The following is a 12,274-nucleotide window of genomic DNA, read 5'->3' as shown; positions in this document are numbered from 1 at the left end:
AAGAGTCATACCCGTTGTAAACTGTAATACCCTTACTTGCTATTCTGTTATAGTCATTTTGAAACAGAATAGTAAAAAAGTGTGCCTGTTTGGCACACTTTTTTCATTATTAATTGGAAATACCTTTTACCCCGCATTAACGGGCAGTAATATCCCCACCTCAAAGTTCAGCAAAAAGCAAAGAAGTTAAGTGGGGGATAAAGCCCCCCACTGATCAAAGTTTCACTTTACATATTTTGAATTTGCACTAATCCATTCATCTGTTCCTACGCAATACAAACCGTTTTCTTCCCCATACACCTTATAGCTTTCTCCTTTGTGCACAACCTTTACAATTCGCGCGTTAAAACTAGGGGCGCTTCTTACATATAATGAATCTGCTACAATCTCGACTACTCTAACACGCTCATTGGCTACTTGCTGTGAACCTGAAAAGAATTTCACATATTGTGAATTTGTGCTAATCCATTCATTCGTTCCAACACAATATAAGCCGTTTTCTTCCCCGAATACTTGATAGCGTTCTCCTTTATGCACAACTTTTACAACTGGCGCGGTGAAGCTTGCTTCTTTTCTAACATTTAAAGAGTCTGCTACAATTTTAACTATGCCTGTACGTACTGTTACTGCTGGGGATGTTCCTTCAAATTCTCGCGTTACATCTTGCACAAATTCTCCCCATGACTTTCCCATGTAGGCAAAAGCTGTATGTGGATCCTCTCTTCGCGAAGGGTCTAGCTCTTTATGACTAATTAAACTGACGGAAGGATGCAAAGAAAATCTATTACAAATATATGCAATTATCGATACATATCGCGAGTACGCTTCTTCATTATTAATCTTCCCACTTGTGCCATAGCAAAGTTCCACTCCGATTGCTGCATCATTTGCATTCTGTCCAAAGCGGTTATTATCACTTTGAACATCGTATCTAACATGCCATGCCTTTTCAGGCTTAGCTGTTAACGCTGGTATACATTCAATAATGTCCCGATCATCAACAAATAGATGTGCAGATGCACTCATCTCATTACAGGATCTTTCATAATACAATACATTTTGAGCAGCTGTTGCATTCGGATTTCCTGTATCATGCGCAACCACAAAAGCAACTTTCTCCATTTGTAATCCAGAACGTCTTTTACTTGGGACAGGTAAATATCGCGGTGTGATGACATACTTCATTTCAAGCGCCTCCTCTTTTTGTTTTCGCCATATACATAGGCTTGAACACAAAGAAGTGGCAACGCTCACTTACAAATTAATCCTAATTTATCCCGCTATTTGCGGGCAGTAATACTCCCACTAATCAAAGTTTCACTTTATTGAAATAATTATAATTCATCAGAACGCAACAAAAAGCAGATGCTATTAGCACCTGCTTTTCCATCACTCACAACCATCTATGTTGCATGTCATTCCTTCTGAAATAGTTGCCGTTTCTTTTTTCAATTCTTGTTCAATCACTGCTTCTAACGCTTTTTTATCTTTGACACCTTGTACAACGCTATCGCCAATAATAAATGTCGGTACAGCTTGTACACCCTGTTCATAGTACGCATGATGTACAGCTTTTTCATGAGCAGCTTTATAGGTACGATTTTCTAATGCTTTTTTAAATTCATCTTGATTTAATCCGACTTCTCCAGCAATTTCTACTAGCACATCAATCTCACCAATATTTCGTTCTTCTTGGAAAAATGCCACAAATACACGGTGCTGATATTCATTTCCTTTTCCATGTTCTTTTGCAAATTGATATCCTTCAAATGCAGTATGTGTATAAGGATGTGGTGAAAGTCGAGGCAGTTTCATATCAACGCCCATTTGCTCTGCCCACGGTATAATTGTACTTTGGAACATTCCTAATTTATCTGGCTCGTTCCATGGATCAATTCGCTCTGCTGGATATGGTCTAAGTTCAAACGGCATCCATTCTACCTCTACATCTTTTCCGTGGATTGCTTCTTGCAGTGGTTGTTCTCCTAAAAAACAAAACGGACAAACATAATCCGAATAAACTTTTATTTTTAATGTCATAATAACTTCTCCTTTACTGTTCTTGTTGTAATAATTATAGTTACAACTTAGTTTAGTGTCAACTCTAATACTTTTCCATTGAACTACCCCCACCTTCACTTCGTTTAGAGGAGGGGGGCTTCTCGGTTGAAATGATAAAAAGACTATCTCAAAAGATAGCCTTCTACACTTCAATCTGCTGCAACATCGTATAAATATCATTATTCACTGAACCAAATGATTTAATGTTATTTTGAATATTGGATAATAACACAACATATACACTTCCGTTTTTGCTAAAACCATTTAAACAGTTCCATCCCGGCATTACACCATGATTAGAGTAACTTCCCGGATTCACATACCACCCGAATCCGTAGTCTTTTTTACCCCCTGTAAACATTTGATTATAACTTTCTTTTGAAATTAATTTTCCTGAAAATAACGCTTCATTAAATAAGTATAAGTCGTTTGCAGTAGTATATATATCACCGCATCCGTACAATTGTGACATATTTGGAATAGCCGGTGTTGTCATATTATTATTTTTTATTTTATAGCCAGTAGAAGGATATTTTGTTTGCTCTAATTCCGTACCAAAGCCTGAATGCTTCATGCCTACAACATTAAAAATATGCTGTTTAATATATTCTTCTAACGGTTGACCACTAACCTTCTCCGCAATATACGCAAGTACTGAGTAATTGGAATCAGAATACTTCCATTTTGCCCCTGGATTAAATAAACGTTTTTGTTGTCCAATCCGCTTCACTAACTCATCATGAGAAATTTGGTCTGCTCCTGCCTCATATTCCGGAATACCAGACGTATGTGTCAAAAGATGAGCTAATTTGATTTCACCACCTTGTGGAAAATCAGGAATATATTTCGCTACCGTATCCTCTGTTTGAAGTTTATTTTGATCTTTTAGCTGCATAATAGCTGTTGCTACAAAGGCTTTTGTAATCGAACCAATGTAGAATGTTGTATCTGAATTATTTGGTACATTTTTTTCTCTATTTGCAAGTCCATATCCTTTATTCAGAAGTACTCTTCCATTTTTCACAACAACTGCTGTTCCACTAAAATTTTTGCTCTTTAAATACTCATCTAATTGTGCATTTTCATTAATTTCTTGTGGCGGTCCTTCTTCAACAGGCTGTTCTGCCTCTTGAGCTTGTTGTGGTTGCTCTGCAGGTTTTTCCTGTTTCTTTTGTACCGCTTCTTTCTTTATCTCTGTTGCTGCTTTTAGCGCGCTCTCTTTTTTATTATGCGAAATAATTTTTGTATATCCGAAATATACAAGTGCGAACAACACACTGAGAATGACTGTTCTTTTTATGTATATAATCGGTTTTTGAGACTTCATACCGACATTACCCTTTCTTTATTCATGGTTACTTTTTCCCCTTATTTATCGTTATTCAATCGCTTTACTGGCCACACTCCATAGTCTTTTCTTTCCTACTAATAGGAGTTTCATTTTATGTCATCCTTACTGTATCATGTGATGAACATATTACCAATCGATATGTAAAAAAAGAAAAAGAAAATTTCTAAAAGTAAGATTTTCATTGGAATTTTCAAACAAAAAAAGAGAATGTCATCTAAAGGACCGATTTCGTCGATCTTTTAGGACATCCTCTTTCAATATAAATTATACGTGTTTTTTCATATCATCAGCTACAGATTCAACGTTTGTACCAACGATTACCTGTACACTTGTATTACTTAATTTCATAACACCTTTTGCACCGGCGCGTTTTAATGCTGGTTCGCTTACTAAACTTGCATCTTTTACTTGTAGACGTAGACGAGTTGCACAGTTATCAATAACTGTTAAGTTTTCTTTTCCGCCTAATGCCGCTACGTAAGTTTCACCAATAGATCCTGCAACTGGTGCATCTCCGTCTTCTACTAGCTCATCATCATCTTCACGACCTGGTGTTTTTAAATTGAATTTCTTAATTAAGAAATAGAATACAAAGAAGTAAATGGCTGCGTAAATTAAGCCAATACCCGCTAATAGTAATGGTTTTGTTGCGATACCAAAGTTTAATCCGTAATCAATTGCACCTGCACTAAATGTGAAACCGTCATGAATACCAAGTGCGGTTGTTACATATAAAGAAATACCTGTTAATACAGCATGGACACCATATAAGAACGGCGATAAGAACATAAATGAGAATTCAATTGGTTCTGTAATACCTGTTAAAAAAGAAGTCAATGCAAGACCTGCTAACATACCTGTAACAGCTTTACGCTTTTCTGGCTTAGCAGCTGCAATCATTGCGAAACATGCTGCTGGTAGACCAAACATCATTACTGGGAAGAAGCCAGTCATGAACATACCCGCTGATTTATCACCTGCAAGGAAACGTGCAATATCACCATTGACAACATTTCCTGCTGCATTTGTAAAGTCACCAAATACGAACCAGAAATATGTGTTCATTACATGGTGTAAACCAATTGGAATTAATAAACGGTTTAAGAATCCAAAAAGGCCTGCACCAAATGCTCCTAAGTTAACAATACCGTGAGCTAATGAATCAATACCACTTTGAATTGTTGGCCAAATTTGTGCAAATAAAATTCCTAATATTAGCATTACAACAGATGTGATGATTGGAACAAAACGTTTTCCAGCAAAGAATCCTAACCATTCTGGAAGTTTCATTTTATGGAATCTATTATAAAGTAACCCAGCAATAATACCTACGATAATACCGCCTAGTACTTTCATATCAACTTTTGTCGATAACTCGGCAGCCTTGGATACTTGTGTCATTGTGTCTGCAAGTTTAGACGGATCCAAATTAGCATTTGTGCCAATTAAATCTTGGACTTTCCCTAATTTATCTTGTAATTCTACAGTTGAATATCCTTTACTAAGTGCATCAATGCTATTTTTCATTACAAGATAACCAATCGCCCCTGAAAGACCTGCAGCACCGCTACCATCAACAGATAAACCGATTGCAATACCAATTGCAAAAATAAGTGCTAAGTTATCAAAAATTGCTGCACCGGCTTGTGCCATAACAGGAATGTCAAACACGTCAGGTTGACCTAAACGAAGTAATAATCCTGCTGCTGGTAATACTGCGATTGGAAGCATTAACGCTTTACCAATACGTTGTAAAAACTGCAACATTTTAATTCCCCCTATTCAAATTTATGAAATCGTTGCCAATAAAAACAAATTAAGAAAACGCTTTCTGTTACATAATAATAACATATAGTTGTATAGATGTGTAGCTTTTATTTACGAACTTTTTTTGGGAATTTATCTCTGTAACAGTATGTATTATAAGGAAAATTAGAATATAAAGTGCAATATCCCCCTCTATTTTTCTTCTTTGATTCCTTACCATTTCAAAGTAAAAAACGGAATGCTCATTCACATGAGATAACGCGAAATTTTCACTAATGAGGCGCTTCATCCCTCACTAATCATTCGTTACATCAATTAGGCTGTTACGTGCTACATCGAAGTTTTATTTTATCATTCCACTTTTTCATGTTATTATTTATTTCCGAGTTTATTGGGAACAGTACACTTAGTGATAAAGAAATAGGAGCGTTGGTACTATGCAGTGCGTCGAGACAAACAACTTACAACAGTTGTTAAACAAAGTAAAACCATACACACAAAAAGGTAAGCTTGCTACTTATATCCCGGAACTAGGAAATGCAAATCCAGACGATTTAGGGATTGCTATTTATCATAAAGATAAAGATTATGTCCATGCTGGCAGCTCACAAACACTCTTTACTCTTCAAAGTATTTCAAAAGTAATTACACTTGCTCTTGCCCTTCTAGACCGTGGTGAGGAATATTTATTTTCTAAAGTCGGAATGGAGCCAACTGGTGATCCATTCAACTCTATTATTAAATTAGAAACAACAAGCTCTTCTAAACCACTTAATCCGATGATTAACGCAGGTGCATTAGCAGTTACAAGTATGATTACAGGAGATAGTAATGAAGAAAAGATGGAACGCATTCTCCGCTTTGTACGTGATATTACAGACAATCCTTCAATTAATTACTCTTCAAAAGTTGCCATTTCTGAACTAGAAACAGCTTTCTTAAACCGTTCTCTTTGTTACTATATGAAGCAAAATGGCATTATCGATGGAGATATCGAAGAACTAATGGACTTATACACACGTCAATGTGCAATTGAAGTAAATTGTATTGACTTAGCACGCATCGGTTTAATCTTTGCAATGGACGGTTACGACCCGTATCAGAAAAAACAAATTATCCCAGAACACATCACAAAAATTTGTAAGACATTTATGGTAACATGCGGCATGTACAACGAATCTGGTGAGTTTGCAATTCGCGTTGGAATCCCTGCAAAAAGTGGTGTATCTGGTGGGATTTTTGGCTGTGTAAAAGGTGAAATGGGTATCGGTATTTTCGGACCAGCTTTAGACGCAAATGGAAATAGTATCGCTGGCTTTAAACTATTAGAACTACTTTCTGCGCAAGAAGGATGGAGTATTTTTTAGAAAAGAAGCGTCATGATGACGCTTTTTATTTTGCTCAAAACAATTGAACCCTTATTGCCTGTTCGTTTGGAATAAACTGTCCCTAAAATCCCGATTAATCAGAGCTATTTCTCAGCGGTGGATGAAGTCCCCTACTAAGAAAAGTTTCACCTTATTATGCATATTCGCTACACCCATCCGAATAGTATAGTACAACCTAGCGCTATGCGATGGAGGTGCAGATACAAATGAAGCTGATTTTTCAAATGGAGGAACAACCTGTTCTTGAAAAAACGATTCTTCTTTTTATACTCGGTATTGTAGAAAGCTTAAAACTGAAAGTCGTTTCACTCGATGAGGCTTATCGATACATATTCAATCTAGAAGTATTAGAATTATTAATGGATCGAAATATTGACGACCAAGTACTTGAACTCATTCACTTTGGCATTGGACTTGAAGATATCCAGCATGTAATTCCAGAAGAAATCGAACCAAGTATTGAAGAACTAAAGTGGCTATGTATTCAGGTATTAAGTGAATACGGAATGTATGAAGAAACCGAGCAATTAATCGAAGATATACGCTAAAAAGCACCTATACTAGGTGCTTTAATGCTTTTTCAAACTATTTTTATACGTTTCAATGTTAACAGGCAATTCTTCCTCTTCTAACGTATGCTCATTCACATCTTTATGAATGTGAGCACCTTTTGGTGGTTGATGATCGTGACCCTTTTTCTTATGATCAAAAGCTTTACCACGTCCCATATTCATACCCCTTTCTTTAAAAGAAATCACTGTTAGTATGAATGAAAGCCTGTCGACATATACAAGTTTTTGTTGGTTTTCCTGGGAAATACTCGAAGATTGTTTTTTGGTCTTATTTTACAACAATTGATCGATTCCGATGAGAATAAGTAACGCACCCGCTATGATTGTTGCCCATTTCCCCAAATACTCCGCTAAATATCTTTTCCCTATATATGAAAAACCGCTAATACAAATAAAGCTAAAACATCCAGAAACGAGAGCAGTCGCCCAAAGGTTTAGATTCGTTACCCCCGCATCAAATCCTCCGGCTATGTTATTAATCGATAATGCAACACCAAGTACAAGGGCTTCAGAAAAACCAATTGTCTTTGATCCGTCAAAATCAGCACTTTCGGGAGTACGTAAAATACCGATGAACATATTTTCACTTTTCTGAGACGTCTCCTCTCGCTTACTAAGTAATGGCTGACACAAAATGAATACTCCGATTACACCGAGTACAATCGTTCCAATTAGATTTGCCATAAAGTCTGAAATAAACAATGAAATCCAATTCCCAAAAAAGCCCGCTAATAAGGTGAAAAGAAAACCAAAAAAACCAATGATAAAATTATTTAACCAAGAAATTCGAATCCTCCGAATACCATATGCAATTCCTACACCAGCATTATCTAAATTTGAAGCAACTCCAATGAGAAAAATTGAAAATAAACTAGCCGTATTCATCAATACTCACTCCTTCATGTCACTTTTTATTGCATCGTATGCAAATGTTGAGCAACTGTGCCTGTCAGCTTCATATACTTGTAATAACAACTCAACATTTCCTCAATACTTTAGAAACAAGAAGGAGTGCCAAAATGATGTCCACTCAAAATACAAACGATCAACTTGGTACGATATTAAAAAAATTGTTAAAAGAACGCGCCTTATCTATGCGTCAATTAGGAATACTTGCAGATATTGATCCTTCAACCATTTCAAGAATCGTTAACGGCAAACAACAAGCAAAACAAAAACACCTTCAAAAATTTGCAGAATGTCTACAAGTTCCGCCACAGGTTTTATATGATGCGATGTACACAGATTCTTCTCAGACAAAGAAGGAGAAAACGGATATGTACACATCCATTGATGCCATTCAGCAGACACTGCAATCCTCCAACTTATTTGATTTCGAGTACACCACAACTCGTGTGAAACAAGAGCTTGAAAATTATGAACGATATGCGCAAACATCAGAAGGCCAACGACTCATTCACGAAAGTTTCTCAACAAAGTTGCAACAAATTGATAGCACTGGTCCTTTCATTGAGCAATTAGCAGACATGTATCACCAATTCTGCAAAGAATCCATTCCGCTCAAAGAACGTGCAATTATCGGAAGTGCTCTGTTGTATTTTGTTTTATCAACAGACATTATCCCCGATTATATATTTCCAATTGGTTATTTAGATGATGCAATTGCGGTGGAATTGGCAAAAGAGAAATTAGCTCAAATAAGAAAAAAAACGTAGGGCATTACATTGTATGTAAAATGAAACTTTTCTCCGCTTCCATCAGAATTTTGAAGCGAGGGTATATTACTGCCCATTAGTACGGGGTAAAAAAGAGCTGCGCCAAGATTCTAGTTCGAATGAATTTTAAAGTAGCTCTTTTCTTTTTTGTAAGGCTCTGTAATTTTTTAATCAAAAAAAGACCAAAATCGGTCCTTTTTGTTATCTTATTGAACGAAATACACTCGTTAGTTGAAGTATTTTTTAATTTCAATATTATCTTTTAAAATTATCAACTTATTACTATATAGACTTAATATATGTAAAATCTCTGGCTTACTTTCGTTCTCAAAATAATCATTCCACTCAAACTGTGGTGGATTTTCACGAAGCCACGGATCAGCTGCCGCAAGTCTGCCAATATAATCTTCAATTTCTTCAGCGACCTGCCTATGTGTTTCATTCGGATAAAAATGAACAGTAATCCATAATCGGCATTCATCTGCCACAAATACAGCATGACGTCCGCCTTCAATCACAGCTGGATTAATTGTCGTTGTTCCTGACGGATATCCTTCGTATGTTTTCATAACCGCCCAGTGCCGTTCTAATTCTTGTAAGCCTTGTACAATCTTCAACATCTTTTCAATTGCACTTGCTCCAAATAAACGACCACCTGCATGAATCATTTGTCTACGCGTTGCATCATGGAATGTTTGTGGACTTTTTACAGTAATCCATCCTGTAATCACGCCGCCCTGCCCTTGCATATGTAAATTACTTGTATCTACAACAACCGCAAAATCAGCATCATATCCACGCTTACAACATTGAAGCGTTCCTGCTTCTCCCACTTCTTCTCCAATCACCGATTGGAAAATCAAATCCCCAGGTAATTCAATCCCGGCTTCTTGTAAAAGCTGAATCGCAAACAATGCCCCTGCAATTCCACCTTTCATATCTGCAGCCCCGCGTCCAACTAACCAACCCTCTCTCACAAACGGCTCAAATGGACCAGTCTCCCAACTCTCACCTTGTGATACTTCCGCTACATCCATGTGTCCATTAATAATTAAGCTTTTATGAGAATCTCCTGCTGTCCCTTTTTTCACTCCAACAACATTTGGATCATTCGGATACACGTCCCATTTATCAATTGTAAAATCACATTGTGTTAAAAAATCAGCAACAAATTGCTGCGCCTCATTTGTATTTCTTGCTGGTGGTGCTGGTGTTTCAAAATGGATCAACGTTTTTGTTAGTTCTAATAGTTCTTCTTTTCGCAAATCAATTTGTTCTAGTAGCTGTGAAATGTTTTGATTCATTGCAAATTCCCCTTTGCATACATAGTACGTTCCCATTTATATTTTCACAAAAAAAGAGAGTGTTTACAATTTTACAGTTCTCTAATATCCATAATATGACTTGGTAAAAATTGTGTTATAATTAAATTATCAGTAATACAAAGGGGTTAAAAATATGATTCGAGATAAGAGACTAAAAGTATTACACGTACTATATGTTCTACCATTTGTCTTATCTGTTATGTGTTTTCTTAATAGTTCTATGAATAGTCTTCCTTATTCAAAATTAATCGGTACAATTAGTGGTTGCGTTGCAGCAATCATGCTTGCTTTGTTTTGGACTGTTAAACTACAAATCAAAAGAGATCAAGCTTCTTAGTGTGGACGCGATCTTATAGCAAAAACGAGCTGTCTATTTGATCAGCTCGTTTTTCATTTTGATTTGTATTTCAACATCAATGGTATCCTATTATTCGTCCGCTATGTTCTACATGAAAATACAATTGGTTCATTCCAGTTGATTTTGTAGAATTCTATCTGACTACATAACAACTCATTTTTATTCAAATCTTAAAAAATTATTTCTAAGAGTACAAATCACACCTGAAATTTCATCATAAACTTTGTGCTTCTGTTGTATTCGTTTTTTCAGTATGTTCCATTTTTCTTTTCTTATTTTTTGTAACACGGTAAAACAGTAAGCAAACAATCATAAATGGAATACCACAATACAATGCCATGCGTTGTTCTGGAATAAATGCCATACTCACAATTACGGTCATATTTAATAGAAAAGCAAGAAGCGGAACATACGGATACAACGGCGTTTTAAATTTCAAATCCTTAATATCCCCGCCCTGCTTTAAGTACGTTCTTCTAGCGAGAAGATTCGATAAAGCAATAGATGCCCAGACCAGTATTGCACCAAATCCTGCAATAGAAAGTAGCCATAAATAAACTGTATCCTCTGCATAAATACCACATAATAAAGAGAGACAGCCAAAAATTGTACTTACAATCAATGCATAAATTGGAACACCATTTTTGGATAATTTACCAAAAATCGGACTAATCATTCCTTGATTCGACATAGACCAAAGCATACGAGAAGTTGCATATAAGCCAGAATTTGCTACTGATAATACCGCTGTGATAATAACGAAGTTTATAACATCTGCTGCATAAGGAATACCAATTTTATCAAATACAACTACAAATGGACTTTCTACTACCCCTGCTTGTTGCCAAGGGAATAACCCAGCAAGTATAAAAATAGAAAGTACAAAGAAAACTAATATACGCCAAACTGTATTATTAATTGCTTTTGGAATTGTTTTCTCCGGATTTTCACTCTCTCCAGCCGCAATACCAACTAGTTCTGTTCCCTGGAAGGAAAAGTTGACGGCAATCATTGTAATTAAAATAGCTGTTAGCCCATTTGGAAACAGTCCCCCGTGATCAGTAAAGTTAGAAAGCATTGGTGCTGTTTCATTTCCTTTCATATCTAGGAATCCAAACATAGCTGCTCCGCCTAAAATAATAAATGCGATAATCGTAATTACTTTAATACTTGCAAACCAAAACTCAACCTCTGCAAAACTCCGTGAGGATAATGCATTAATAGCAAAAAGAAGCACTGCAAAAACTACGCACCAGATCCAAGATGATACATCTGGAAACCAGCGTTTCATTAAGATACTAACTGCAATCAGTTCAATCCCTATCGTAGCAGACCAGTTTAACCATGACATCCAACCCACTACGTAACCTACTGCAGGCGAAATATGCTTTGTAGCATACGTTTGATAAGATCCTGCATCAGGCATAGCAACAGCCAATTCCCCAAGGCAGAGCATTGTTAAATACATAACAAATCCCCCAACAAGATACGCTACAAGTGCCCCGCCCGGCCCAGCTTCATGGATTGTATAACCGGATCCCAAGAAAAGTCCGGTACCAATAACCCCTCCAAGTGCAATCATAAATAAATGTCGACTTTTCAACTCCCGTTTTAATTCCTGATTTTGATTCGTCATATAAATCCCCCTTTTGGTTTTGCAAGAACATATAAATGTAAACGCTTTAAAAATTAATCTGAAAAAGAAATTTAAAATATAAAAAATAATAGCGTACATTTATATTTCATTGTTACTACAAACCGGAAATAAACCGTAAC

The 12,274-nt window shown here is 36.3% G+C and carries 11 protein-coding genes and 1 pseudogene; 4 read left to right on the top strand and 8 right to left on the bottom strand.

Features of this window, described 5'->3' with window-relative positions:
* Nucleotides 1-222: 222 nt before the first annotated feature.
* From QUF99_RS06215 to nagE, 4 genes are all read right to left on the bottom strand, one after another.
* Nucleotides 223-1,185 (bottom strand): N-acetylmuramoyl-L-alanine amidase, encoded by a 963-nt coding sequence (locus QUF99_RS06215; protein WP_289369077.1) that lies wholly within the window; start codon nucleotides 1,183-1,185, stop codon nucleotides 223-225.
* Nucleotides 1,186-1,389: 204 nt separating this feature from the next.
* Nucleotides 1,390-2,040 (bottom strand): DsbA family oxidoreductase, encoded by a 651-nt coding sequence (locus tag QUF99_RS06210; protein WP_289369076.1) that lies wholly within the window; start codon nucleotides 2,038-2,040, stop codon nucleotides 1,390-1,392.
* 163 nt (nucleotides 2,041-2,203) lie between these two features.
* Nucleotides 2,204-3,388, bottom strand: a complete 1,185-nt coding sequence (locus QUF99_RS06205; protein WP_289369075.1) for a serine hydrolase domain-containing protein — start codon at nucleotides 3,386-3,388, stop codon at nucleotides 2,204-2,206.
* A 288-nt stretch (nucleotides 3,389-3,676) separates the two neighbouring features.
* A complete protein-coding gene (gene nagE, locus QUF99_RS06200) occupies nucleotides 3,677-5,179 on the bottom strand; it encodes an N-acetylglucosamine-specific PTS transporter subunit IIBC (RefSeq protein ID WP_289369074.1) in 1,503 nt (500 codons plus the stop codon).
* Nucleotides 5,180-5,616: 437 nt separating this feature from the next.
* Here nagE and glsA point away from each other — a divergent pair, with 437 nt between their 5' ends.
* Both glsA and QUF99_RS06190 read left to right on the top strand, forming a co-directional pair.
* Nucleotides 5,617-6,546: a glutaminase A gene (gene glsA, locus QUF99_RS06195; protein WP_289369073.1), complete on the top strand. Its 930-nt coding sequence runs from the start codon at nucleotides 5,617-5,619 to the stop codon at nucleotides 6,544-6,546.
* Between the two features lie 227 nt (nucleotides 6,547-6,773).
* Nucleotides 6,774-7,115, top strand: coding sequence for a DUF3969 family protein (locus QUF99_RS06190; RefSeq protein WP_289369072.1), 342 nt, complete (start codon nucleotides 6,774-6,776; stop codon nucleotides 7,113-7,115).
* 21 nt (nucleotides 7,116-7,136) lie between these two features.
* Here the strand turns inward: QUF99_RS06190 and QUF99_RS06185 are convergent, their stop codons facing one another.
* Nucleotides 7,137-7,295, bottom strand: a complete 159-nt coding sequence (locus QUF99_RS06185; RefSeq protein ID WP_080743487.1) for a hypothetical protein — start codon at nucleotides 7,293-7,295, stop codon at nucleotides 7,137-7,139.
* Between the two features lie 117 nt (nucleotides 7,296-7,412).
* On the bottom strand, nucleotides 7,413-8,024 hold the full coding sequence (locus QUF99_RS06180; RefSeq protein ID WP_289369070.1) for a manganese efflux pump: 612 nt from the start codon (nucleotides 8,022-8,024) through the stop codon (nucleotides 7,413-7,415).
* Between the two features lie 137 nt (nucleotides 8,025-8,161).
* Here QUF99_RS06180 and QUF99_RS06175 point away from each other — a divergent pair, with 137 nt between their 5' ends.
* Nucleotides 8,162-8,815 carry a DUF1232 domain-containing protein gene (locus QUF99_RS06175; RefSeq protein ID WP_289369069.1) on the top strand — a complete coding sequence of 218 codons (654 nt, stop codon included), beginning with the start codon at nucleotides 8,162-8,164 and terminating at the stop codon, nucleotides 8,813-8,815.
* A 340-nt stretch (nucleotides 8,816-9,155) separates the two neighbouring features.
* Here QUF99_RS06175 and QUF99_RS06170 read toward each other — a convergent pair.
* Nucleotides 9,156-10,119: pseudogene (locus tag QUF99_RS06170) on the bottom strand (acetylornithine deacetylase); the annotation flags it as partial.
* A 154-nt stretch (nucleotides 10,120-10,273) separates the two neighbouring features.
* Here QUF99_RS06170 and QUF99_RS06165 point away from each other — a divergent pair.
* Entirely contained in the window at nucleotides 10,274-10,477 is a 204-nt protein-coding gene (locus QUF99_RS06165; protein WP_289369067.1) for a hypothetical protein, read from the top strand.
* 235 nt (nucleotides 10,478-10,712) lie between these two features.
* Here QUF99_RS06165 and QUF99_RS06160 read toward each other — a convergent pair whose 3' ends face one another.
* Nucleotides 10,713-12,134 carry an amino acid permease gene (locus tag QUF99_RS06160; RefSeq protein WP_289369066.1) on the bottom strand — a complete coding sequence of 474 codons (1,422 nt, stop codon included), beginning with the start codon at nucleotides 12,132-12,134 and terminating at the stop codon, nucleotides 10,713-10,715.
* Between the last annotated feature and the right edge of the window lie 140 nt (nucleotides 12,135-12,274).

Source organism: Bacillus sp. DX4.1 (assembly GCF_030348195.1).
Taxonomy (GTDB): Bacteria; Bacillota; Bacilli; order Bacillales; family Bacillaceae_G; genus Bacillus_A.
This window is presented reverse-complemented; position numbering and strand designations above follow the sequence as displayed.

Coding starts and splice junctions, on each gene's coding strand:
- QUF99_RS06190 (WP_289369072.1), top strand. CDS start 6,774: ATGAAGCTGATTTTTCAAATGGAGGAACAACCTGTTCTTGAAAAAACG.
- QUF99_RS06205 (WP_289369075.1), bottom strand. CDS start 3,388: ATGAAGTCTCAAAAACCGATTATATACATAAAAAGAACAGTCATTCTC.
- QUF99_RS06160 (WP_289369066.1), bottom strand. CDS start 12,134: ATGACGAATCAAAATCAGGAATTAAAACGGGAGTTGAAAAGTCGACAT.
- QUF99_RS06210 (WP_289369076.1), bottom strand. CDS start 2,040: ATGACATTAAAAATAAAAGTTTATTCGGATTATGTTTGTCCGTTTTGT.
- QUF99_RS06215 (WP_289369077.1), bottom strand. CDS start 1,185: ATGAAGTATGTCATCACACCGCGATATTTACCTGTCCCAAGTAAAAGA.
- QUF99_RS06175 (WP_289369069.1), top strand. CDS start 8,162: ATGTCCACTCAAAATACAAACGATCAACTTGGTACGATATTAAAAAAA.
- QUF99_RS06165 (WP_289369067.1), top strand. CDS start 10,274: ATGATTCGAGATAAGAGACTAAAAGTATTACACGTACTATATGTTCTA.
- glsA (WP_289369073.1), top strand. CDS start 5,617: ATGCAGTGCGTCGAGACAAACAACTTACAACAGTTGTTAAACAAAGTA.
- QUF99_RS06180 (WP_289369070.1), bottom strand. CDS start 8,024: ATGAATACGGCTAGTTTATTTTCAATTTTTCTCATTGGAGTTGCTTCA.
- nagE (WP_289369074.1), bottom strand. CDS start 5,179: ATGTTGCAGTTTTTACAACGTATTGGTAAAGCGTTAATGCTTCCAATC.
- QUF99_RS06185 (WP_080743487.1), bottom strand. CDS start 7,295: ATGGGACGTGGTAAAGCTTTTGATCATAAGAAAAAGGGTCACGATCAT.